This window comes from Streptomyces sp. NBC_01142 (genome assembly GCF_026341125.1).
Classification (GTDB): Bacteria; Actinomycetota; Actinomycetes; order Streptomycetales; family Streptomycetaceae; genus Streptomyces.
This window is the reverse complement of the sequence record NZ_JAPEOR010000001.1, coordinates 169,815-192,524: the sequence shown is the minus strand read 5'-3', so window position 1 is coordinate 192,524 and position 22,710 is coordinate 169,815. Positions and strand designations below refer to the sequence as shown.

The following is a 22,710-nucleotide window of genomic DNA, read 5'->3' as shown; positions in this document are numbered from 1 at the left end:
GGGTCAGCTGATGGGTCAGCTGTGTGTGTTCGGCTTCTGTACGCCTGGGAGAGGAGGCAGGTTGCACCTGGGACACGGAAAGTCTCGCGGGGAACCGCGGAGGCGCGGGCGTTGTCCTACGGCTCGTGACGGAGGAGGAATTCGACGCCTTCTACGCGATGGCTTTCCCCCGGTTGGTGGGCCAGCTGTACGCGTTGACAGGCGATCACGGCGAGGCGCAGGACGTGGTGCAGGAGGCCTTCGTACGGGCCTGGGACCGTCGTGCCTCGTTTCTGGCCGACGAGGCGCCCGAGGCGTGGATCCGTACGGTCGCGATGCGGCTCGCGGTGAGCCGCTGGCGGCGGGCGCGGCGGTGGCTGGAGCTGGTGCGGCACCATCCGCCGGCGGACCGTACGCCGGGTCCGGGGCCGGAACACACGATGCTCGTGGCGGCGTTGCGGCAGTTGCCGGAGGCGCAGCGGCAGGCGGTGGTCCTGCATCATCTGTGTGATCTGACCATCGAGCAGATCGCGGCCGAGACCGGGGCCCCGGCGGGGACGGTCAAGGCCCGGCTGTCGCGGGGGCGGGCCGCGCTCGCCCGGCTGTTGTCCGCCGAGTCCGGCGACTCCGCCGAGGAGAGGGAGGGCAGCCATGTCTGACGTCGACCCCACGAGGGATGAACTCGACTCTGTGCTGCGCGTCCTGGCTGCCGAGGGTGAGGCGCAGCCGTCGATGTCCGGCGGGCAGGTCCGGCGGCGCGGCGAGGCGCGTGGGCGGCGACGGCGGGTGGTGGGGGCGACGGCAGCGGCTGTCGCGCTGATCGCCGGCGTCGCTGTGGGCGTGCCGCAGATACTGGGGGCGGACGAGGTGCGCCGACCGCCTGCCATGTCTCCGCCGGGCCCCTCTCTTTCGGCCAAGACGCCGAGTCCGACACTGGTCACCGTAGATGTCGCCAAGCGAGTGCTGACCGTCAGCCTGGACGGCATGAAGACCCGCTCGATTCCCGTGGTCGTCGACGGCACCGCAGGAGGGCGGATGGCGGTCGTATCCAAGTCCCCGAAGCGCGAGCTGCCGGGGGAGGTGTTCGGTTTCGGGAAGGACTACATGGTCAACAGGAGCTGGGTGGTGGAGCTCTCCGGGTCCGGCGGCTCCACCACGTACATCTTCGAGACCGCTTCCGAGGCGCCCCGTTCGCGCAGCGTGATCGGGGTGGCCGCCGACGATGCCGAGTGGCTCTACAAGCAGCTCAAGATCGGGGACACCATCGCCGTGAATTAGGCGGTACGGCGGCGCAGCGTGGCCGCGCCCAGGGCCAGGACCACGATCGCGCATCCCGCGACGATCACGATGTCGCGGACGAAGTCGCCGGTGGCGTCCGGGTGGTGCAGGACCTCGGTCATGGCGTCGACGGCGTAGGACATGGGCAGGACGTTCGAGATCGCTTCGAGGACGGGCTGCATCTCGTCGCGCGGGGTGAACAGACCACAGAGCAGCAGCTGCGGAAAGATCACGGCCGGCATGAACTGGACCGCCTGGAACTCGGAGGCGGCGAAGGCCGAGACGAAGAGGCCGAGTGCCGTGCCGAGCAGGGCGTCGAGGAGTGCGACGAGCAGGAGCAGCCAGGGCGAGCCGAAGACATCCAGGCCCAGCACCCAGAGCGCGAGGCCGGTGGCAAGGAGGGACTGGACGACGGCGACGAGGCCGAAGGCCAGGGCGTAGCCGGCGATCAGGTCGGCCTTGCCCAGCGGCATGGCGAGCAGCCGCTCGAGGGTGCCCGAGGTGCGTTCGCGCAGGGTGGCGATGGAGGCGACCAGGAACATGGTGATCAGCGGAAAGATGCCGAGCAGCGAGGCTCCGATGGAGTCGAAGGTCTGCGGGCTGCCGTCGAACACGTAGCGCAGCAGGAAGAGCATCACGCACGGCACGAGGATCATCAGCGCGATGGAGCGCGGGTCGTGGCGCAGTTGTCGCAGCACGCGGGTGGCGGTGGCGAGGGTACGGGCGGTGCTCATCGGACGTTCTCCTGAAGGGCATTGGCCTCGTCGACCAGGTGGAGGAAGGCCTCTTCGACCGTCTCGGAGCGGGTGCGGGAGCGCAGGTCGTCGGGGGTGTCCTCGGCGAGGATCTCGCCGTCCCGCATCAGGAGCAGGCGGTGGCAGCGTTCGGCCTCGTCCATGACGTGGGAGGAGACGAGGATCGTCGCGCCACGGTCGTCGGCGAGCCGGTGGAACAGATCCCAGAGGTCGCGGCGCAGGACAGGGTCGAGGCCGACGGTGGGTTCGTCGAGGACGAGCAGTTCGGGTGCGCCGAGCAGCGCGACGGCCAGTGAGACACGGCTGCGCTGGCCGCCGGAGAGCCGGCCGGCGAGGGAGTCGCTGTGGGAGGTGAGGTCGACGTCGTCGATGGCGCGGGCGACGTATTCGCGGCGGGCGTCGCGGTGGCGGCGGCCGGGGAGCAGGACCGAGGCGAAGTAGTCGAGGTTCTGGCGGACGGTCAGGTCGTCGTAGACGGACGGGGCCTGGGTGACGTAGCCGATACGTGAACGGAGCGAGGCGTCCCCCGCGGGCCTCCCGAGGATGTCGAGCGTGCCGGTGGCCTTGGCCTGGGTGCCGACGACCGAACGCATCAGGGTCGACTTGCCGCAGCCGGACGGGCCCAGGAGGCCGGTGATCCTGCCCGGCCAGACGGTGAAGCCGAGGTCGCGCAGGACGGTTCGCTCTCCTCGTACGACGGTGAGGCCGCGAGCGAGGACGGCAACGCCAGAAGAATTCATCATGCGATGAATAATGCGTCGGGGGCGATGCCGCGTCAAGAGATGGGGGTGCGTCAGGGCATCCCCCCGGGGCGGGCGGCGGACGTATGAGCCACAACAGTGAGACCTCGAAGGCCGAGCGACGGCGACGCGGGGTCGCCTCTGAGCCCTGAGAGCCCCCGACAAGGACCCCGAGGGGGGTACGTAACCCGGCAGTTCACGTTCGTGGCCAACGGAACTTCCACGAAGCTGACGTTCGCCAGCACTTCCGGGCCAACGGCCTATGGCCCTGTCATCGAAGACGTCACGGTCAAAAGCTGCTCCAGCAGTTCCCGCAGCTAGTTCGCGCAGTCCGGGGGGAGGAGTAGACGGGGGCCAGCGCCCCCCACCCCGGCGGCTTCGCCGCGGAGCCCCCGACCAGTCAGGGTGCGGCAGCCTCGCGTCGCCGTCCGGCTCGGCGGGGACTTTCGAGGTGCGAGGGCTGCCCCCTCACCCCACGGGCGGGCCCACACCCATTTCCCGTTCCGCTGGGGAGGGGCCGTGCAGGGTCGTCCCCGCAGGGGATTGGCGGCAAAACCCGGCCCACCTCAACAGGACCCTGTATGCCGCCGACCCCGAGGAGTCGAGCCCGGAGGGGCCCCGGAACCCGCACCAGGCAGGACCCCGCACCACAGGCCCGAGCCACCCGCACCCGCACCAGGGCAGGACCCCGCACCAGCACAAGAACCCGCGCCGCACGGCGACCGCACCAGGGCAGGACCCCGCACCAGCACAAGAACCCGCGCCGCACGGCGACCGCACCGGAGCACGGCCATACGCGCGCGACTACCGGCGCTTGGGCTTGCCGCCCTTTCCCTTGCGGGCGGCGGGGTTGCCGGTACGGGTGCTGCGGCGCTTCTCGTACTGGCCGCGGGCCGTCTCGTACTCCTCCCGGCGCAGTTTCTCGCCCGGGGCCTCGGCGAGGGAGCGGAAGAAGTACGCGAGGAGCGAGCCGATGAAGCCGATCGCCTTGAGGCTGCGCAGGGAGTCCTCGGTGGCGGAGCGCGTGGGGCGGCGCGTGAAGCTCTCCCAGGTCTTACGGAAGGCGATGGCGCTGCAGATCGCGAACATGACGACGACCAGCATGTTGACGAAGCCGCCGACGGCGGCGACCGCCAGGCCCTGGTAGGCGAAGCGCAGGACCAGGCAGCCGACGACGGCGGCTACGAGCGAGCCGACCGCGACGCCGACGCGGCGCACCCCGTAGCCCCCGTCGTGGCCGACCCAGGTCGTGCCGAAGAAACGGATGGGTTCGGGCTGCGGGCCGCCGCCGGCGCTCTCAGTACGGGTGTTCTCGCTCTGCTCGCTCACGGGGTCGATTATCCCCGGGGCGAGGGTTCCCGGTCAGGAGCAGCGGATGGTGACATATCCATCGCTGCCCGTGTTCACATAGGCGTCGGCGACGAACTGGCCGTTCGCGATGTTGTCCCAGAGGTCGGAGGTGCCGTACGGGCCGCTGACCCGCTCCCCCGGCTTCTGGCAGTTGATCGGCACCCGGGCTCCGTACGGCAGCACTTTGATGAGCCGGTAGTTGCTGCCGGGGCCGCTGCGGACGTTCAGCCGGACGCCCGGCGCCACCGAGTAGCGCTTCGATCCCAGTGAATCGGCAGACTCGGCGAGCTCGGCGGACGCGCCCGCCGCCTCGTCCGGTCCGCTCTGTACTTCGTCAACAGCCATCGAACTCTCCCCCGTTGTGGTGTGTGTTCTGTTCGCCGCGCAGGCTAGCAAGCCCTGCTGGTATAGGACGCATCATCGACTAGGCTCCGTGCGTCGCGCTTGCGCACGAAACAACGGGGGTGGGCGATGCCACCGCTGGGCAGCACCGGGCCGTCCCCGGAAGCGGAGCATCCGGAATACGCCGGGCAGTACCGGCTCGAGTCCAGCCTGGGAACAGGCGGCATGGGCGTGGTCCATCTGGCCACGTCCGCCTCCGGGTTGCGCCTCGCGGTCAAGATCGTCCATGGCGAGCACGCCTCGGATCCGGAGTTCAGAGCCCGCTTCCGGCAGGAGGTCGCCGCCGCCCGCCGGGTCAGCGGTGCCTTCACCGCACCCGTCGTCGACGCCGACCCGGAGGCCGAACGGCCTTGGATGGCCACGCTGTTCATCGACGGCCCGACGCTCGCCGAGAAGGTGAAGCGGAACGGTCCGCTGAGCGCGGCAGAGCTGCGCAGGGCCGGTGCCGGTCTGGCCGAGGCGTTGCGCGACATCCATCGCGCCGGCGTGGTGCACCGCGACCTCAAGCCGAGCAATGTGCTGCTGGCGTCGGACGGGCCCAAGGTCATCGACTTCGGCATCTCCCGCCCCTCGGACAGCGATCTACGCACGGAGACGGGCAAGCTGATCGGTACGCCGCCGTTCATGGCGCCCGAGCAGTTCCAGCGTCCGCGCGAGGTCGGGCCGGCCGCCGATGTGTTCGCGCTGGGTGCGGTGCTGGTGCACGCGGCGACCGGACGCGGTCCCTTCGACTCGGACAGCCCGTACATCGTGGCGTACCAAGTGGTGCACAACGAACCGGACTTGGCGGGTGTGCCGGCGGATCTCGTGCCCCTGTTCCAGCGCTGCCTCGCGAAGGACCCGGCGGACCGGCCGACGCCGGACGAGCTGATGATCGCGCTGCGGGCGTCCTCGCCCTCGACGTCGTACGACACCCAGGCCGACATACCCGCACAACGGATGCCCGGCCCCGGGGAAAGCACGGCCCCGCATCCCGACTCCGCCCCTGCCTCTGCCCCTTCCCCCACCCCCGCTTCCGCTCCTGCCCGCGAGCCGCGGATCCGGACCGGGGGACGGATCCTGACCCGACTGCGCAGCAGCAAGCTCCGGTGGGCGGCCGCGGTCGCAGCGTCGGCGGTGCTGGCCACGGCAGGGATCGTCGGCGTACGCACCGTGGCGGACGGCGACACCACCCGCTCCACGCCCGCCTCCCCGCACGCGGGAGAGGATTTCCGGCCCTGGAGTGTCCTCCTGCGCGGCGGGAACGCCGAGAACAGGACCCCGGTCTGCACGGCCGCTGCCCCCGGGCTCTACTGCACCGCGCCCGGAATCAAGGTCGCCAGCCTGAGCCCGCTTGCCGGAGGAACCGAGTGGTCGGCGGAGGCTGCCGACAGTGCTGCCCAGAGCGACGAGGGCATGGCGCCCGTCCTCACCGGCGGGCTGTTGCATGTGGTGACGCCCGGCGGGGACCGGCTCGAGGCGCTCGAGCCGGAGTCGGGCGAGGTGCGCTGGGAGCTCGACATCTCGCCGTACTCGACGGTCCGGCACGCCGGACGTGTGGTGCTGCTGGTGAAGGACAACGGGCTGGTGCGGGCCGTCGACTCGGCGACGGGCGAGGAGCGGTGGACCCACAAGCGCGGCGGACACGGCACCCAGTGGGTCTCGTCCCCCGAGGAGAGCGGCCCCGCGCTCGCCGCCACGCCCTCCATGGACGGGACGTCCACCCTGATCAGCGCGGTCGACCCGGGCAACGGAGACCTGCTCTGGGAGAAGCGCCTCAAGGGGTCGCTGAGTCCGGTGCACTTCGGGGACGGTGCCCTGTATCTGCTCTCCGCCACTGCCGACGGCTATACGGACGCCGTCGTGCGGCTCGGCATCGGGCTCGGCATCCCGCTCGACGGCACGGTGAACGCCGCCGGTACCGCCCGCCGTATCCCGCTGTCCGCCCCGGTCGACCAGGCCCAGGCGACGGTGGTCGGCGGCACCGTCTATCTGAGCGGCTCCGGGGGCTCTCTCCTCGCGCTCGACACCGACCCGGACACGGGCGCCGACGCCGACGCCGACGCAAAGCCCGCTCAGCTCTGGCGTCTTGAGACCTCGGTGACCCATCTCTCGCGTCCGGCCGCCGACGGGCACGCGGTCTATGTGTCGGCCGGGGACGGGCGGCTGCTGGCCGTCGACGCCGTGCACGGCGCGCTGCTCGGCCAGACCAAGCCCCGTATGGACGACGGGCGTTACACCTTCGCGTCCGTACTGCCCGCCCCCGTCACCGTCGGCGGCCGGGTCTTCGCCACCGCCCCGGACGGCTCCGTCTTCGCGCTCGACGCCAAGGACCCGGCGCACTGGTGAGCGGCGGGGCGGTGGGGCTGTGGGGATCCAGTGGGTGCCGCGTCAGCCGCAGTGCTCCCACGGGCTGGTGTAGGCGTAGGTGCCGACGCCCGCCTCGATCATGCCGCCCCATTTCACACAGCGGCCGGCTGCCTGCACCTTCACCGGACCCGCGTAGGAGGAGTAGTCGTCCTGATCCTTCTTCTGACTGCCGCCGCTCGGGGTGATCCAGGCGCCGGTCGGGAGGGTTTGGCCGCTGGTGGCCGAAGTATGCGTGGTGACCACGCAGTTGTACCTCGTGGACGCGTTGTAGAGCAGATGGACGCGGGCGAGTTCGACGGTGGCGCTCTTGCGGAGGACGTGTGAGTCGATCTGGGTGTAGCCGGAGCCGCAGAGGCTCGCGGGGGTGGCGGCGTTCGCCGGGGTGGCGCCGAGTGCCGCGAGCGCCCCGACCGCCGTCGCGATCACCGTGAACCGTTGCACAGATGTACGCATGCGCTCCCCAATCATGACCATGACAGGATGACGATCGGGAATCGTAGCGCATTCGTACGGATACGGGGAGTGAGCATCGGTCGTCCGGACGAGCCCGTGCCGTCCAGGGCGGCACGGGCTCCCTCACCGATGTCGGGTCAGACCCGGTCCGGTCCGGTCCGGTGGTCAGGTCAGCCGGATCCGGTCAGGCCGGATTGAGGCCGGAGCGGATTGAGGCCGGAGCGGATAAGGGCGTCAGCCCAGGCGGGACACGTCCCGCACCGCACCCTTGTCCGCGCTCGTCGCCATCGCCGCGTACGCACGCAGCGCCGCCGAGACCTTGCGCTCACGGGACTTGGGGGCATACGCCCCGCCCAGCGCCTCACGACGGGTCGCCAGCTCGGCCTCGGGGACGAGGAGTTCGATCGAGCGGTTCGGGATGTCGATACGGATGCGGTCGCCGTCCTCGACGAGCGCAATGGTCCCGCCCGACGCCGCCTCCGGTGAGGCGTGGCCGATCGACAGGCCCGACGTACCGCCGGAGAAGCGGCCGTCCGTCACCAGCGCGCAGGCCTTGCCGAGACCACGGCCCTTCAGGAAGGACGTCGGGTAGAGCATCTCCTGCATGCCGGGGCCGCCGCGCGGGCCCTCGTAACGGATGACGACGACGTCGCCCTCCTTGATCTCCTTGCGGAGGATCTTGTCCACGGCCTCGTCCTGCGACTCGCAGACGACGGCCGGTCCCTCGAACGTCCAGATCGACTCGTCGACACCGGCGGTCTTCACGACACAGCCGTCCACGGCGAGGTTGCCCTTCAGCACGGCGAGGCCGCCGTCCTTGGAGTACGCGTGCTCCAGGTCGCGGATGCAGCCGCCGGCCGCGTCCACATCGAGGGATGCCCAGCGCTCGGACTGCGAGAACGCGGTCGCGGAGCGCACGCATCCCGGCGCCGCGTGCCACATCTCGACGGCCTCGGCGGACGGCGAACCGCCGCGCACGTCCCACGTCTTGAGCCAGTCGGCGAGGGTCGGGGAATGCACGGAGTGCACGTCCTCGTTCAGCAGACCCGCACGGTAGAGCTCACCGAGGATGGCCGGGATGCCGCCCGCCCGGTGCACGTCCTCCATGTAGTACGTACCGCCGGGGGCGACGTTCGGCGCGACCTTGGCCAGGCACGGAACTCGGCGCGAGACCGCGTCGATGTCCTTGAGGTCGTAGTCGAGCCCGGCCTCCTGGGCGGCGGCGAGCAGGTGCAGGATCGTGTTCGTCGAGCCGCCCATGGCGATGTCGAGGGCCATGGCGTTGTCGAAGGCCGCGCGGGACGCGACGTTGCGCGGCAGCACGCTCTCGTCGCCCTGCGCGTAGTAACGCTTGGTGATCTCGACGACCGTACGGCCGGCCTCCTCGTACAGCGCCTTGCGGGCGGTGTGCGTGGCGAGCACGGAACCGTTGCCCGGCAGGGAGAGCCCCATGGCCTCGGTCAGGCAGTTCATGGAGTTGGCGGTGAACATGCCGGAACAGGAGCCGCAGGTCGGGCAGGCGTTCTCCTCGATGCGGAGGACATCCTCGTCCGAGACGTCCTCGTTGACCGCGTCCACGATGGCGTTGATCAGGTCGAGCTTGCGGACCGTGCCGTCGACGAGCGTGGCCTGACCGGCCTCCATCGGGCCGCCGGAGACGAAGACGACCGGGATGTTCAGGCGCAGTGCGGCCATCAGCATGCCCGGCGTGATCTTGTCGCAGTTCGAGATGCAGATCAGCGCGTCCGCGCAGTGCGCCTCGACCATGTACTCGACGCTGTCGGCGATCAGATCGCGGGAGGGCAGCGAGTACAGCATTCCGGCGTGGCCCATCGCGATGCCGTCGTCGACGGCGATCGTGTTGAACTCGCGCGGCACCGCGCCGGCCGCCAGGATCGCGTCGGAGACGATCCGGCCGACCGGGGCGAGGTGGGTGTGCCCGGGTACGAACTCGGTGAAGGAGTTGGCGACCGCGATGATCGGCTTGCCGATGTCCGCGCTCGCTACGCCCGACGCCCGCATAAGGGCGCGGGCGCCCGCCATATTGCGGCCGTGGGTGACAGTGCGGGACCTCAGCTCGGGCATCGTCGCTCGCTCCTCAATAGGGGTAGGACTGCATTCGAGCGTACGCCTGCCTCCAAGATCTGGACAGCTTGTCCGGATAGCGGGACGAAATGCTCGCCCTTCGGGCAGTGCGGCCCGGGGTGGCGGGCCGCTGCGCGGGACTTCCCTCTGCCCCGCCCCTCCCGAAACCGGGCGTCCGCCTCAGACCCCGGGCGGCGGTTGCGCGCCGCGCCGCACAGTGGCCGGGGTGGTCCGCCTCAGTCGCCGGACGGGTCGGCAGCGGTCAGGTACCGCTGGAGCGTGGGGGCGACCATCTCGATGATCTTCTCGGGATCCACCGAGGCCAACGGCTCGACCTTGATCACATACCGCAGAATCGCGATGCCGATCATGTGCGAGGCCGCCAGCTCCGCCCGGAACTTCGGGTCCGGTACATCCAGCTCCGCCGCGATCCGCTCGAGCAGCCGCCGCAGCACGAAGCCGCGCAGCACCTTCGCCGCCGCCTCGTGGGTGAGCGCGGAACGGATGATCGCCAGCAGCGGGCCCCGCGTCGCCGGGTTCTCCCACACCCCGATGAAGAAGCGGGCGAGCCGCTCGCCGATGCCGTCCGTGCCCTGACCCAGGATCGCGGGGACGACCAGGGCCGGTTCGAAGGAGACCTCGATGGCGGCCGCGAAGACCTCGTCCTTCGTACCGAAGTAGTGGTGTACGAGGGCGGGGTCGACGTCCGCCGCCCTGGCGATGCCGCGGACGGTCGTCTTGTCGTAGCCGCGCTCCGCGAACTCCGTGCGCGCCGCCTGGAGGATCCGCTCCCGGGCGCCGGGCCCGCTCTCGGAGTCCGTACGGGCCGGGCGGCCGCGCCGCCGCGGAGCCGTACCGGTCATGATCGGCGGATCCCGGACGCGGCGGAGGCGAGGTGCAGCCGGGTGAAGGCGAGCGCCTCGGCGAGGTCGGCCTCTCGTTCGGCGGCGGACATCGCGCGCCGGGTGTTGACCTCGATGACGACATGGCCGTCGAAGCCGGTACGGGCGAGGCGCTCGAGGAGCTCGGCACAGGGCTGGCTGCCGCGCCCCGGGACCAGGTGCTCGTCCTTCGCGGACCCCTTGCCGTCGGCGAGATGGACATGCCCGAGGCGATCGCCCATCCGGTCGACCATGGCCATGGTGTCGGTGCGGGATGTCGCGGTGTGCGAGAGGTCGATCGTGAAGTGCCGGTAGTCCTCTTTGGTGACGTCCCAGTCGGGGGCGTACGCGAGCATTTCGCGGTCCCGGTAGCGCCACGGGTACATGTTCTCGACAGCGAACCGGACGTCCGTCTCGTGCGCCATCCGCCAGATCCCGTTGACGAAGTCGCGGGCGTACTGCCGCTGCCAGCGGAAGGGCGGGTGTACGACGACGGTCGACGCGCCCAGCTTCTCGGCCGCCGCCTGCGCGCGCTGGAGCTTGGCCCACGGGTCGGTGGACCAGACCCGCTGCGTGATCAGCAGACAGGGCGCGTGGACGGCGTGGATCGCCACCTGGTGGTAGTCGGAGAGACGGCGCAGGGCCTCGATGTCCTGGCTGACGGGGTCGGTCCAGACCATGACCTCGACACCGTCGTAGCCAAGGCGCGCGGCAATCTCGAAGGCCGTCGCCGTGGACTCCGGATAGACGGATGCCGTCGACAGGACAACCTTCGCATCCGGGATGCGCACCACTGGTTCTGCCACGGGAGACAGGGTACGGGCACCCGCACGAACCCAAGAGGCCGCCGGTGCCGAAAGTGACGAGCCCCTCCCGGCCCGCCCCCGGCTCCGGCGCCGAGGAGCGTCGGCACCGGGGTGCGGCACTGGGTACGGCACCGGGGTACGAGCTACCGACGGCGGCACCGGGTACGGCACCGGGGTACGAGCTACCGACGGCGGCGGCAGGGACGGGGACGGGGACGGACTTCTAGGCGCTGGGGAGATGGGGAAGGCGGGCGGGAGCGGGGTCCTGGGCTGCCGGGAGGTGGTCCAGGCGTCGCAGGATGACGCCCTCGCGCAGCGCCCAGGGGCAGATCTCCAGCTCGTCCACCCCGAACAGATCCATCGCCGCCTCCGCGACCAGGGCTCCTGCCAGCAGTTGGCGCGCCCGTCCCTCGGAGACCCCGGGGAGGCTGCAGCGCTGCTCGGCCGTCATGCCGGCGAGTTTGGGCACCCACTCCGACAGTGATTTACGACTCAGCTCCCGCTGCACGTACAGCCCCTCGGTGGAGCGTGCGGCGCCCGCGATCCGAGCCAGCTGCTTGAAGGTCTTGGACGTCGCCACGATGTGGTCCGGCTTTCCGAACCGGCTGAACTCATGCACCGTGCGAGCGATTTCTGCCCGCACATGGCGGCGCAGCGCCTTCACGTGCTGCGGGTCCGGCGGGTCGCCGGGGAGCAGGGCCGCGGTCAGCCGGCCCGCGCCGAGCGGCAGCGACACCGCGGCATCCGGCTCCTCGTCGATCCCGTACGCGATCTCCAGAGATCCGCCGCCGATGTCCAGGCCCAGCAGCTTCCCGGCGGACCAGCCGAACCAGCGGCGGGCGGCCAGGAAGGTGAGCCGGGCCTCTTCCGCACCGGTCAGTACAGCCAGATCGATGCCGGTCTCGCTCTTGACCCGGGCCAGGACCTGGTCTGCGTTGCTGGCCTCCCGTACCGCGGAGGTCGCGAACGGCAGGACCTCCTCGCAGCCCTTGTCCTCGGCGGCCTGCAGGGCGCCGTCGATGACGGCGATGAGCCGGTCGACGCCCTCGGGGCCGATCGCCCCGCCCCCGTCGAGCAACTCGGCGAGGCGCAGCTCCGCCTTGTGGGAATGGGCAGGCAGCGGTCGCGCGCCGGGGTGGGCATCCACCACCAGCAGATGAACCGTGTTCGAACCGACATCGAGGACTCCGAGTCTCATGGACGGAACGCTACTGCGGCGGCGCGCATACGCTGGACTCGTGCCAAAGACGAAAAAGGCGAAGCCGGGCAAAGCCAAGCCCCTCAAGAAGATCAAGCACGACGAGAAGGGTCTGGACTTCGCCCGAGCGTGGGTCGAGTTCCCGGACCCCGCCGACGACGAACAGGTCTTCCGCTGCGATCTGACGTGGCTGACCTCGCGCTGGAACTGCATCTTCGGAAGCGGCTGCCAGGGCATCGAGGCGGGCCGCGCGGACGACGGCTGCTGCACGCTGGGCGCGCACTTCTCGGACAAGGACGACGAGAAGCGGGTGGCGTCACATGTGGCCCGCCTCACCCCTGAGCTGTGGCAGTTCCACGACGTGGGCGCGGAGTCGGGCTGGACGCAGACCAACGACGACGGCGAACGCCAGACGCGCCGCTGGAACGGCTCCTGCATCTTCCAGAACCGGCCGGGGTTCGAGGGCGGGGCGGGCTGCTCGCTGCACATTCTGGCGCTGCGGGAAGGCAAGGAGCCGCTGGAGACGAAGCCGGACGTGTGCTGGCAGCTGCCGGTGAGGCGTACGTACGACTGGATCGAGCGGCCCGACGACACGAAGGTGCTCCAGATCTCGATCGGCGAGTACGACCGGCGGGGGTGGGGTGCCGGAGGCCACGACCTGCACTGGTGGTGCACGTCGGCGACGTCGGCGCACGGGGCGGGGGAGCCGGTCTACGTGACGTACGGGCCGGAGCTGACGGAGCTGATGGGCAAGGAGGCGTACGACGTGCTGGTGGAGCTGTGTGAGGCGCGTCTGTCGTCCCAGCTCCCCCTGGTGGCCCCCCACCCGGCGGACCCCCCACGCGCCTGAGCCCTCCACGTTCCGGCGGGCGGGCGTGGCTCGGGCCTGTGGCGCGGGGTCCTGTCCGGTGCGGGCGCGGGCGGCTCGGGCCTGTGGTGCGGGGTCCTGTTTGGTGCGGGTTCCGGGGCCCCTCCGGGCTCGACTCCTCGGGGTCGGCGGCATACAGGGTCCCGTTGAGGTGGGCCGGGTCTTGCCGCCAATCCCCTGCGGGGACGACCCTGCACGGCCCCTCCCCAGCGGAACGCCACACAGGGGCGGACCAGCCCGTGGCGCGGGGTCCTGCGTGGTGCGGGTTCCGGGGCCCCTCCGGGCTCGACTCCTCGGGGTCGGCGGCATACAGGGCCCCGTTGAGGTGGGCCAGGTCCTGCCGCCAATCCCCTGCGGGGACGACCCTGCACGGCCCCTCCCTCAGCGGAACGCCACACCGGGCGGGCCAGCCCGTGGGGTGAGGGGGCAGCCTCGCACCTCGAAGGTCTCGCCGAGCGGCGGACCCGGCGACGCGAAGCTGGATGTTCCCCGGCGCCTCAGCTCGCCGAGGGCGGTGGTGTGGACGCGTCCGAGGGCGTCGGCGTCGGGTCCGAGGGGGTCGGGTCCGAGGGGGTCGGCGTCGGGTCCGGAGGGGTCGGTGTAGGCGTAGACGTCGGGTCCGAGGGGGTCGGCGGAGGCGTCGTCGCGCCGAAGCCGTCGATTTCCACCACCGCTCCCGACGGGCCCACCCCCACCCGCGCGCTCCACGCCCCCGCCGGCTCCCGGCCATGGTCCACGGAGACGTAGATCGTGACCGACTCACCGGGGCTCAGCGTGCCCGACGAGTGGCTCACGTACAGCCAGGGGGCGTCCGTCCAGGCCGACCAGGTCACCGGGGAGCCTCCGGACGCCGAGAGCGTGATCCGCGTCGTGTCGCCCCACGGCTGCGCCTCGACCGTGAGGCGGCCGGGACCGGGCTGCCCCGGGCGGGGCGGCGGCGCGGAGGTGCCCTCGCTGATCACCTCGACCGAGACGTCCGCCGAGCGGCTGCCCGCCGCGAACCTCGGGTCCGGTTCCGCACGCGCGTTGCCCGCGTTCGCGTAGTGGTCGTACGGCTCCCTTTCGAGCCCCGCCGGAGTGTCCGCCTCGCTTGCGGTGACCGAAGCCCCTTTGCGCCCCTCCCCCGTCAGCGGCGCGCCCCGGTACGCCGCCCACAGCGCGAGCACCGGAGCCGCGACGACCGCGGCCACGACCGTGGTCGTCACCGCACGGGCCCGCAGCCGGTCCCGCCGGGCAGCGTGGTCCTTCGGGTCCACGGGGAAGCCGCCGGGCCCGAAGCGCGGTGCGCCCGCGCGGGCCCGCGGGACGTGCAGCATCGCGACGTACGCGGCGGCCCGCGGCGCCTCGACGAGCGGCAGCGCGGCCGGGGTGACGGCCGACCCCGGCCACGGCCCGCCCGCCCCGGCGCGCTCGGCGGCGCGGCGGCAGCGCGGGCAGTCGTCGACGTGCCGGACGAGCTCCCGGCGAAGCGCGGCGGACAGCAGCACCCGGTGGTCGCCGGTGAGCCGGGCGACGGCCGGGCAGTTGCTGGTCTCGACGACGGCGAGGGCCGCACGCGTGCGCTCCACCTCGCAGGCCGCGGCGGCCAGCAGTTCGCGCGCCGCCAGGGCCTCCGTGCCGAGGACCGCGGCGACTTCGCACGCGCCGAGCCCGTGCCGTACGGCCAGTTCGAGCGCCTCGCGCTGTTCGGGGGTCGTGCCGGCCGCCTCCGGCCAGGCGAGCAGGGCCAGTTCGCGGCGACGGCGCTCGGCGGTCTCCTCCGAGACCCTCGGCGCGGCCTCCTCGGAGACGGCGGGCTGCGCGGGGCGCCCGGTGTGCGCCCCCTGCCGCTTGCGCCGCTGCTCGGTCAGCCGGCGCAGGCAGGCCCACCGCGCCAGCGCGTACAGCCAGGCCTTCCGCTCGGCCTCGCCCGACGGGCAACGCCCGTACTGGCGCTCGGAGATGGCGAGCACCTCGCCGAGGAGCTCGGTCGCCGAGTCGTGGTCGCAGAGCACGGAGAGGCAGTAGGTGAACAGGCCGTCGAGGTACGGCTCATAACGCGAGGGCGGCCGCTGCTCCGACGTACGGGTCGGGCGCCGGTGCGCTCGGTGTGCGCCGGTGGTGTGTGTGGGTGGTTCCAGCCTGCTGCTCGTCACGCCGCGACCGTAGGCGGAGAAGCACACCCTGTTCGTACCCCTTGAACGCTTTTAATCCTTACGGGTGAACAGATCCCCCGAAGGGGGACAGGAATCGTTAATTCCATCCCTAGTGGTCCACCGGATCCCGATACGATCAACGGCTTCGGGCAGTCAACCGGCCTTGACCACGGTGAGCACGGTGCGCCGACCGCGTTGTCAGTGGCTACGGCTACGGTTTCCGCATGGCTGCTGCCCGTACGAAATCCGCGAAGGACCGGCCGTCCTACCGTTGCACCGAATGCGGCTGGACGACCGCCAAGTGGCTCGGCCGCTGCCCCGAATGCCAGGCCTGGGGGACGGTCGAGGAGTACGGCGCGCCCGCTGTCCGCACGACCGCCGCCGGCCGCGTCTCCACCGCCGCCGTCCCCATCGGCCAGGTCGACGTCCGGCAGGCGACCGCCCGCTCCACCGGGGTGGACGAGCTCGACCGGGTCCTGGGCGGCGGACTTGTGCCCGGCGCCGTCGTGCTGCTCGCGGGCGAGCCCGGCGTCGGCAAGTCGACGCTGCTGCTCGACGTCGCCGCGAAGGCCGCGAGCGACGAGCACCGCACCCTGTACGTCACGGGCGAGGAGTCCGCGAGCCAGGTCCGGCTGCGAGCCGACCGCATCAACGCCCTGCACGACCACCTCTATCTCGCCGCCGAGACCGATTTGTCCGCCGTCCTCGGCCACTTGGACGCGGTCAAGCCGTCTCTGCTGATCCTCGACTCCGTACAGACCGTGGCCTCCCCCGAGATCGACGGCGCACCCGGTGGCATGGCCCAGGTCCGCGAGGTCGCGGGCGCGCTGATCCGTGCCTCCAAGGAGCGCGGCATGTCCACACTCCTGGTCGGCCATGTCACCAAGGACGGCGCGATCGCGGGACCACGTCTGCTCGAGCATCTGGTGGACGTCGTGCTGTCCTTCGAGGGCGACCGGCATGCGCGCCTGCGTCTCGTTCGGGGCGTGAAGAACCGCTACGGCGCGACGGACGAGGTCGGCTGCTTCGAGCTGCACGACGAGGGCATCACCGGGCTCGCCGACCCGTCGGGCCTCTTCCTCACCCGCCGTGCCGAGGCCGTCCCCGGCACCTGTCTGACGGTCACTCTCGAAGGCCGCCGCCCGCTCGTGGCCGAGGTACAGGCGCTGACCGTCGACTCACAGATCCCCTCGCCCCGGCGCACCACCTCCGGCCTGGAGACCTCCCGGGTCTCGATGATGCTCGCCGTCCTCGAGCAGCGCGGCCGGATCACCGCGCTCGGCAAGCGCGACATCTACAGCGCGACCGTCGGCGGCGTGAAGCTCTCCGAGCCTGCCGCGGACCTGGCGATCGCGCTCGCGCTGGCCTCGGCCGCCAGCGACACCCCGCTCCCCAAGAACCTGGTCGCGATCGGCGAAGTGGGTCTCGCAGGCGAGGTCAGACGGGTCACGGGCGTCCAGCGCCGACTGGCCGAGGCGCACCGGCTGGGCTTCACGCACGCCCTCGTTCCGTCCGATCCCGGGAAGGTCCCGCCCGGCATGAAGGTCACGGAAGTGGCCGACATGGGGGACGCGCTGAGAGTGCTTCCGCGCGGTCGGCAGAGGGCTTCGGACGCCCCCTCGGGCAAAGAGCGGGCACAGGCCCCACGGGACGGTGACACTCGCCGGTAGACTTTGCCCTGGTCTCGCCCATCCGTACGAGCCGGAGGAGTGCAGTGGCAGCCAACGACCGGGCAGCAGCACCCGGAAAGTCCGGCGCAGGCTCCGGCAACGAAGCACTGATCCGCGCCGCCCTGAGCGCGGTCGCGCCCGGCCAGGCCCTGCGCGACGGCCTGGAACGGATCCTCCGCGGAAACACCGGTGGCCTGATCGTCCTCGGCATGGACAGAACAGTCGAATCGATGTGTACCGGCGGGTTTGTACTGAATGTGGAGTTCACCGCCACCCGGCTGCGCGAGCTGTGCAAGCTGGACGGCGCGCTCATCCTCGACAAGGACATCACCAAGATCCTCCGGGCCGGTGTGCAGCTGGTCCCTGACGCGTCCATCCCGACCGAGGAGACCGGCACCCGCCACCGCACCGCGGACCGGGTCTCCCGGCAGTGCGGCTTCCCGGTCGTCTCCGTCTCGCAGTCGATGCGTCTGATCGCGCTGTACGTGGACGGGGAGCGCCGGGTCCTGGAGGAGTCGGCCGCGATCCTCTCCCGCGCCAACCAGGCGCTGGCGACCCTGGAGCGGTACAAGCTCCGCCTCGACGAGGTCGCGGGCACGCTCTCCGCCCTGGAGATCGAGGACCTGGTCACGGTCCGGGACGTCACGGCTGTGGCGCAGCGCCTGGAGATGGTGCGCCGGATCGCCACCGAAATCGCCGAGTACGTGGTGGAGTTGGGCACCGACGGCCGCCTCCTCTCGCTCCAGCTGGACGAGTTGATCGCGGGCGTGGAGCCGGAGCGCGAACTGGTCGTCCGCGACTATGTCCCCGAGCCGACGGCGAAGCGTTCCCGCACGGTGGACGAGGCGCTCACCGAGCTGAACGACCTCACCCACGCGGAGCTTCTCGAACTGCCCACGGTGGCAAGGGCGTTGGGTTACAGCGGCTCTCCCGAGACGCTCGACTCCGCGGTCTCGCCGCGCGGATACCGGCTGCTGGCCAAGGTGCCGCGGCTGCCCGGCGCGATCATCGAGCGGCTCGTCGAGCACTTCGGCGGACTGCAGAAGCTGCTCGCGGCCAGCGTCGACGATCTGCAGACGGTCGACGGCGTGGGCGAGGCGCGGGCCCGCAGCGTGCGCGAGGGCCTCTCGCGGCTCGCCGAGTCCTCGATACTCGAGCGGTACGTCTAGCGCCTCGATCACCGGGGAAGCCACCACACCCTCCCGCTGCGTCTCAAGGGCGGCGAGATCCGGCGAAGGTCGGTCGTGCGGTTCGCCCTGGACGCCTTGGACGGGCCCGGCTGCGCGAGCCGGAGGTGTGGAAGCTGCTGCGCCGCGAAGGCCGGCCTGCCGCAGGCTGCGTCCATCAAGCCGCATGTGCTGCGGCACGGCTTCCTCACCGACTCCCTCGACGTCGGCCGAGTCCTCCACCGGCAGATCGAGCACGTCAACAGGTCCAACAGGCGCGTCCAACAGGTGGGAGGCCCGGGGTTGTCGCCCCGGGCCTCCATACATTTCCGGCTGAGCGCCGGCCGCCGACTCCGCTCAGCGGGAGAGCAGTGAATAGGTCACCGCGGCGATGGCGGCGGCACCCAGGAACATCCGAGCCATGCGCTCCCATCGCTCCGAGAACGGGGACCGGCTCTCCTTCACCGGCTGGTTCAGTGGCGGAGGGGTGTTGCGGTGACGCAGATTGGCGATCTTGATACGCGTTGCTGTGTGGTGCCAGATCAGTGTCCGCTCCGCCTCGAGTCCGCACGCGGTGAGGAAGATGTGCAGCCACTCGGTGGTGGGCAGCTCCTTGCCCGTGAGGACATGGGAGAAGGTCGCCGCGGAGATCCGGTAGAACGTCGCGCTGCGCTTCTCGAGATCGCTTATCGTCAGGCCTTTGTCCGCGACGAGCTCACGCATCAGCGACAGGACATCTTCCGGTGTCGTGCACAAGGCGAGGGCGGTGTGCATGTGGTCCACCGTGGGGCTGGTGACCCGTTCGAGCTCGTCCGGCTGGTGGTGCTCCATGAACTGCTGGACGAGCGCGAGCAAACCGTCCGGCTGGCCCGGTATTGCCCCCTCAGGATCGGGCACGATCCTTCGCCGGGGGCGGGGAAGCCGTATGGATCCCGTGGTCTCGCTTCGATCCTCGGCATCCGCAGCCTGCTCGTCTTCGGAGATCCGGGCCGCAGCGGCCTTGTGGGACTCCTCGCCGGCCGCCCGGACCAACGCGTTCTTGTGGAGCCGCGACCACGTGTCGAGGCTGCCGGTGTACCCGCAACCTCGCACGAACGCCTCGACGATGTCCCACTTCGGTACGGCGTTCCCGGAGGCCGCCGTGGACAAGGCCGCGGCGGAGTAGTGGCAGCGCTCGGACAGCTGCTTGTACGTCAAGTTGCTGCCGCGACGGATCGCCCGTAGTTCGCGGGCGAGCTCCGCCACCTCCATCGGCGTCTTGGCAGGAATCTCCTTCTCAGGACGCGCCACAGCGGCCCTCCGTGGCCTGCGGACCGGACTGTCGCCGGTGCATCCGCTGGACGAAACGCTGAGCACCTCGGTGGAGATGCCGGTGCCGGGTGTGACGAGGTGCCGAGGACGTCACCGGTGACGGCGGCACCGGCTGCCTGCCGACCGGACGGGCTCCACCCGTACGTCCGCGGTTGCAGCGTGCGTACGCGCTTGCGCCTCGTCCAGCGTGTCCGTGGTCACGACGGTCACCGGCGCCGCGTCCGTGGTCGCGACGGTCACTGGCTTCGTGGCCGTCATCGTGACCGTCACCGGCGCCGCGCCCATCGTCGTAGCGGTCACCGCCGTCGTGGCCGTCACCGCCGCCGCGCCCGTCGTCGTGGCCGTCACCGGCGTCGTTCTGGATTCCGATGGCCTGGAGCAGACCGTCGCCCACCGTGCCACCGACGAACGTGCCGATGAAGGCAGAGGCTTCGGGGTCCGTTCCGAGGGCGGCGGCAAGCAGACCGGCACCGGCACCTGCGGCGTTGGCCGTGGCAGCAGCGAAGCCAATGCGCCAGCGCCTCTTACGACCTGAGTCCATCTCAACTCCTAAGGAGAGGGCGCCCTTGGCGTGCGCCCTCTTTGGGTGTGGATGCTGAAGCGAGGGCGCCCGCCGGGGCACGCCCTCGCTTCAGCGCCTCGTCCCCGAGAGGGACGAGGGTGTGACTGGCCTGAGTGCTTATTGAGTTGTGTACGCGCGGGCCTGCAGCTCAGCGCCGAGGAGCTCCAACTCCTCGTAGCGGATGAGGGACCGGGGTCTCTCAAGGCGTACGCGCGCGGTAACCAGTCTGCCCCACGGGGGTATCGACGCGACACTCACGGAGCACAGCCACGGGCGCCACGACCCTCCTGAACAACGGCCGGATCGGCGACACACGCACAGGCGGGTACGTCATGAAGAACCGAGATCTGGTATTGCGTCCCAGCGGCGAGTGAGTCCGATCGTTCACCCTGAAAGTCTGTTTTGGCATGCTTTACGGACGCGATCGAGTGACAGGCAACTGGGTTGAATTGACCAGCGGAACCGTCGCAGAGATGGCATAACGCCAGCTCAGCGGTATTGTTTGGTTGATGCGATTCTTCAGCCTTGCGTGACGACATGCACGTAGGCCGCCGAATCGCTCCACAGGCGCCTCGTGGCACGCCACCATGGGGACCGCGGATCGGCTCCAAGTCGACCCGTACCAAGGAGTCATCTCATGGCCTGAGTGCACCTTGGCAGGCCCCCCGCTCCAACGGGGGGCCTACATCTTTCTCCGGCCGTAAGCGGAATAAGGCCTTTGCCTGGTTCGCCCCCGCCGTTCTGTCATCTGTGAACAATCCCGGTCCGGAGCCTCACCTTGACTGGCACTTGTGATCGAGGTCACCCCCAAGAGATGCGGCGCAGACCGGTTGCCTCGTACGGAAGTTCGCAGATCCGGAACCTTGTGCGCAAAACTGATCACTGCCGAAACGCCTGTCCCGCGCCGTACGCGGCGTCGGAAGCCGTTCAACCCGTCGTCCCGGTCCGCTGCCTCTGCCGTCCGCCTGCAGTGCGGACGTGGCGACGTGACCGTAGCTCCGCTGACACGCCAGTGGTCGACCTCCACCGGCTCCGCCTCCAGAACCTCCCGAGCCAGACGCTCCTGACCGGGCCGGCCGACCGGGCAGGCACGAACGGAAGCTGCTAGTCCTTCTCGAGGCGGAACGAGGCCGGAAGCACCTTCGCCCCCGGGAACGTGGCCTCCACCAGGTACGTGCCGGGCCCGACGGCCCCCGCGGGCGGAGTGGCGCACTGCGACGCGCTCCGCTTGCGGTCCCACTCCACGGTGTGCGTGATGCTCGTGTCCGCCGGGACCTTCAGCAGCAGGCTTCCCGGCTTGCGCGGGCAGTCCTTGGAGGACCAGACCCCCTCGTCCTCGTCGTCGGTGACCGTCAGCACCGCCGCCTTGGGCCCGAAGTCCGCCTTGCAGGCCTTCGCCGACGAGTTGGAGACGACGAGCTGGAAGGTGGGCTTCTCTCCCTGCTCGTACGAGACTTTGAGGCTCCGCAGGGTCAACTTCAGTGCGGTCGGAGCACAGTCGGGGAGGCTGGAGCCGGCCGGGAGCTGCTGGCCGCCGGCGCCTCCGCCGGACGCGCCGCCCGCTCCGTTGCCGCCGTTCTCGCCCGGCTCGCCGCCGGAGCCGGCGTTCGTACTGCCGGATCCGCCGGTCCCACCGCTGCCGTCGCTCTCGCCGGATCCGCCCGACTCGTCTCGCCCGCCCGGCTGTTCACTGATCGCGGGCCCCGACTCCGCAGGGCCGGGGGTGATGGAGGGCGCCGGCGTCGAGCCGTTGGCGCCGTCGTCGCTGCCTCCCTTGCCGTTCCCGTCACCGGAACTGACGGCCCATACGACCAACAGCGCGAGCAGCGCGGCCAATGACGCCGCGACTGCCCTCCGTCGCCAGTAGATGGAGGAGGGGAGCGGCCCGATCGGATTGCGCAGAGATCCCACGGCCCAAACTCTACGAGAGATCCGGCGCAACTCCCGTCCCACCCGCCGCCCGACTTCCAAGTTCTGCCGATCATCATCACGGACTGCGCGGCCCGCACCCCCGACTTTCGTCGGGGGAACCTCTGATCGATCGCCATGGGTGACCGCCCGCGCGCAAAAGGTACGGTCCGTGACCATGGACAGCAGCATCACCCGCGGTCTCTACCGCGACATCACCGACTTCGCCCACACCACGCCCGCGTGGGTTCACCATCTCGCCGAACTCTTCACCGAGGCAGGGCTACTGCTCTTCGCGGCGCTCTTCGTCATCGCGTGGTGGCGGGCCCGCAGCGGCGACCCACGCGCGATAGCCCTCGCCGTACTCGCTCCGCTCGCAACCGCCGCGGGCTATGTCGTGAGCGAGTTGCTCAAGTCGGTGGTCGACGAGGAGCGTCCGTGCCGTTCGGTGGCGGGCGCCGCCGCATCGCTGGTGCCCTGCCCGCCGACCGGCGACTGGTCCTTCCCCAGCAACCACTCGGCGATCGCCGGAGCGGCGGCGGTCGCGCTTGCCCTGGCCTGGCCGCGCGTCGCACTGCTGACCGTGCCGCTGGCGGTGCTGATGGCCTTCTCCCGGGTCTTCGTCGGGGTCCACTACCCGCACGACGTGATGGCGGGGCTGGTGCTGGGCGCCACGGTCACCGTCCTCTTCGTCATGGCGCTGGTCCGCCCGGCGCGGGCGCTCGTCGCCACGATGCGTACGAGCCGTACGGGCCTGGTGGTCTGGTTCGCGGGGCAGGGCCGCGGCTGAGCCTGCGGCTGACACGTCGGGCAG

Annotated in this window: 20 protein-coding genes; 8 read left to right on the top strand and 12 right to left on the bottom strand. The window is 70.8% G+C overall.

Annotation, left to right across the window (positions count from 1 at the left end; all coding sequences use genetic code 11):
* Positions 1-125: 125 nt before the first annotated feature.
* Entirely contained in the window at positions 126-638 is a 513-nt protein-coding gene (locus tag OG883_RS00985) for a SigE family RNA polymerase sigma factor (protein ID WP_266533592.1), read from the top strand.
* Positions 631-1,257, top strand: a complete 627-nt coding sequence (locus tag OG883_RS00980) for a L,D-transpeptidase (protein WP_266533589.1) — start codon at positions 631-633, stop codon at positions 1,255-1,257. Before OG883_RS00985 ends, OG883_RS00980 begins: the two co-directional genes overlap by 8 nt.
* On the opposite strand, the gene OG883_RS00975 is transcribed toward OG883_RS00980, so the two are convergent.
* The 4 genes from OG883_RS00975 to OG883_RS00960 form a co-directional block, all read right to left on the bottom strand.
* Positions 1,254-1,991 carry an ABC transporter permease gene (locus OG883_RS00975; RefSeq protein WP_266533587.1) on the bottom strand — a complete coding sequence of 246 codons (738 nt, stop codon included), beginning with the start codon at positions 1,989-1,991 and terminating at the stop codon, positions 1,254-1,256. The two genes, OG883_RS00980 and OG883_RS00975, sit on opposite strands and share 4 nt — an antisense overlap.
* Positions 1,988-2,755, bottom strand: coding sequence for an ABC transporter ATP-binding protein (locus OG883_RS00970; protein WP_266533584.1), 768 nt, complete (start codon positions 2,753-2,755; stop codon positions 1,988-1,990). Before OG883_RS00970 ends, OG883_RS00975 begins: the two co-directional genes overlap by 4 nt.
* 801 nt (positions 2,756-3,556) lie before the next feature.
* Entirely contained in the window at positions 3,557-4,081 is a 525-nt protein-coding gene (locus OG883_RS00965) for a hypothetical protein (protein ID WP_266533582.1), read from the bottom strand.
* Positions 4,082-4,114: 33 nt separating this feature from the next.
* A complete protein-coding gene (locus OG883_RS00960; RefSeq protein WP_266533579.1) occupies positions 4,115-4,447 on the bottom strand; it encodes a peptidase in 333 nt (110 codons plus the stop codon).
* Between the two features lie 126 nt (positions 4,448-4,573).
* Here OG883_RS00960 and OG883_RS00955 point away from each other — a divergent pair, with 126 nt between their 5' ends.
* Positions 4,574-6,832, top strand: a complete 2,259-nt coding sequence (locus OG883_RS00955; RefSeq protein WP_266541138.1) for a PQQ-binding-like beta-propeller repeat protein — start codon at positions 4,574-4,576, stop codon at positions 6,830-6,832.
* Positions 6,833-6,874: 42 nt separating this feature from the next.
* Here the strand turns inward: OG883_RS00955 and OG883_RS00950 are convergent, their stop codons facing one another.
* The 5 genes from OG883_RS00950 to OG883_RS00930 all read right to left on the bottom strand — a co-directional run bounded on the left by OG883_RS00950 (position 6,875) and on the right by OG883_RS00930 (position 12,276).
* Positions 6,875-7,306, bottom strand: coding sequence for an acetyltransferase (locus tag OG883_RS00950; RefSeq protein WP_266533576.1), 432 nt, complete (start codon positions 7,304-7,306; stop codon positions 6,875-6,877).
* Positions 7,307-7,540: 234 nt separating this feature from the next.
* Positions 7,541-9,391, bottom strand: a complete 1,851-nt coding sequence (gene ilvD / locus OG883_RS00945) for a dihydroxy-acid dehydratase (protein WP_266533573.1) — start codon at positions 9,389-9,391, stop codon at positions 7,541-7,543.
* A 236-nt stretch (positions 9,392-9,627) separates the two neighbouring features.
* Positions 9,628-10,254 (bottom strand): TetR family transcriptional regulator, encoded by a 627-nt coding sequence (locus OG883_RS00940; protein WP_266533570.1) that lies wholly within the window; start codon positions 10,252-10,254, stop codon positions 9,628-9,630.
* Positions 10,251-11,078: a sugar phosphate isomerase/epimerase gene (locus tag OG883_RS00935; protein WP_266533568.1), complete on the bottom strand. Its 828-nt coding sequence runs from the start codon at positions 11,076-11,078 to the stop codon at positions 10,251-10,253. Before OG883_RS00935 ends, OG883_RS00940 begins: the two co-directional genes overlap by 4 nt.
* A gap of 223 nt (positions 11,079-11,301) precedes the next feature.
* Complete coding sequence (locus OG883_RS00930; protein WP_266533565.1) at positions 11,302-12,276, bottom strand: Ppx/GppA phosphatase family protein; 975 nt, start codon at positions 12,274-12,276, stop codon at positions 11,302-11,304.
* A gap of 40 nt (positions 12,277-12,316) precedes the next feature.
* Between OG883_RS00930 and OG883_RS00925 the strand changes: the two genes are divergently transcribed.
* Positions 12,317-13,126, top strand: a complete 810-nt coding sequence (locus OG883_RS00925; RefSeq protein WP_266533563.1) for a hypothetical protein — start codon at positions 12,317-12,319, stop codon at positions 13,124-13,126.
* Between the two features lie 515 nt (positions 13,127-13,641).
* Here the strand turns inward: OG883_RS00925 and OG883_RS00920 are convergent.
* Positions 13,642-15,279, bottom strand: coding sequence for a hypothetical protein (locus OG883_RS00920; RefSeq protein WP_266533561.1), 1,638 nt, complete (start codon positions 15,277-15,279; stop codon positions 13,642-13,644).
* 224 nt (positions 15,280-15,503) lie between these two features.
* Between OG883_RS00920 and radA the strand changes: the two genes are divergently transcribed.
* Complete coding sequence (radA, locus tag OG883_RS00915; protein WP_266533552.1) at positions 15,504-16,949, top strand: DNA repair protein RadA; 1,446 nt, start codon at positions 15,504-15,506, stop codon at positions 16,947-16,949.
* A gap of 44 nt (positions 16,950-16,993) precedes the next feature.
* Complete coding sequence (disA, locus tag OG883_RS00910; RefSeq protein WP_266533549.1) at positions 16,994-18,118, top strand: DNA integrity scanning diadenylate cyclase DisA; 1,125 nt, start codon at positions 16,994-16,996, stop codon at positions 18,116-18,118.
* A gap of 354 nt (positions 18,119-18,472) precedes the next feature.
* Here the strand turns inward: disA and OG883_RS00905 are convergent, their stop codons facing one another.
* Positions 18,473-19,405, bottom strand: coding sequence for a helix-turn-helix domain-containing protein (locus OG883_RS00905; protein ID WP_266533547.1), 933 nt, complete (start codon positions 19,403-19,405; stop codon positions 18,473-18,475).
* A gap of 214 nt (positions 19,406-19,619) precedes the next feature.
* Between OG883_RS00905 and OG883_RS00900 the strand changes: the two genes are divergently transcribed.
* Positions 19,620-19,961 (top strand): hypothetical protein, encoded by a 342-nt coding sequence (locus tag OG883_RS00900; protein WP_266533545.1) that lies wholly within the window; start codon positions 19,620-19,622, stop codon positions 19,959-19,961.
* Positions 19,962-21,092: 1,131 nt separating this feature from the next.
* Here the strand turns inward: OG883_RS00900 and OG883_RS00895 are convergent.
* Positions 21,093-21,899 (bottom strand): hypothetical protein, encoded by an 807-nt coding sequence (locus tag OG883_RS00895; protein WP_266533542.1) that lies wholly within the window; start codon positions 21,897-21,899, stop codon positions 21,093-21,095.
* Between the two features lie 175 nt (positions 21,900-22,074).
* Between OG883_RS00895 and OG883_RS00890 the strand changes: the two genes are divergently transcribed.
* Positions 22,075-22,686, top strand: coding sequence for a phosphatase PAP2 family protein (locus tag OG883_RS00890; RefSeq protein WP_266533540.1), 612 nt, complete (start codon positions 22,075-22,077; stop codon positions 22,684-22,686).
* Positions 22,687-22,710 lie beyond the last annotated feature (24 nt).

Coding starts and splice junctions, on each gene's coding strand:
- OG883_RS00980 (WP_266533589.1), top strand. CDS start 631: ATGTCTGACGTCGACCCCACGAGGGATGAACTCGACTCTGTGCTGCGC.
- OG883_RS00975 (WP_266533587.1), bottom strand. CDS start 1,991: ATGAGCACCGCCCGTACCCTCGCCACCGCCACCCGCGTGCTGCGACAA.
- OG883_RS00970 (WP_266533584.1), bottom strand. CDS start 2,755: ATGATGAATTCTTCTGGCGTTGCCGTCCTCGCTCGCGGCCTCACCGTC.
- OG883_RS00960 (WP_266533579.1), bottom strand. CDS start 4,447: ATGGCTGTTGACGAAGTACAGAGCGGACCGGACGAGGCGGCGGGCGCG.
- OG883_RS00955 (WP_266541138.1), top strand. CDS start 4,574: ATGCCACCGCTGGGCAGCACCGGGCCGTCCCCGGAAGCGGAGCATCCG.
- OG883_RS00950 (WP_266533576.1), bottom strand. CDS start 7,306: ATGCGTACATCTGTGCAACGGTTCACGGTGATCGCGACGGCGGTCGGG.
- ilvD (WP_266533573.1), bottom strand. CDS start 9,391: ATGCCCGAGCTGAGGTCCCGCACTGTCACCCACGGCCGCAATATGGCG.
- OG883_RS00940 (WP_266533570.1), bottom strand. CDS start 10,254: ATGACCGGTACGGCTCCGCGGCGGCGCGGCCGCCCGGCCCGTACGGAC.
- OG883_RS00930 (WP_266533565.1), bottom strand. CDS start 12,276: ATGAGACTCGGAGTCCTCGATGTCGGTTCGAACACGGTTCATCTGCTG.
- radA (WP_266533552.1), top strand. CDS start 15,504: ATGGCTGCTGCCCGTACGAAATCCGCGAAGGACCGGCCGTCCTACCGT.
- OG883_RS00890 (WP_266533540.1), top strand. CDS start 22,075: ATGGACAGCAGCATCACCCGCGGTCTCTACCGCGACATCACCGACTTC.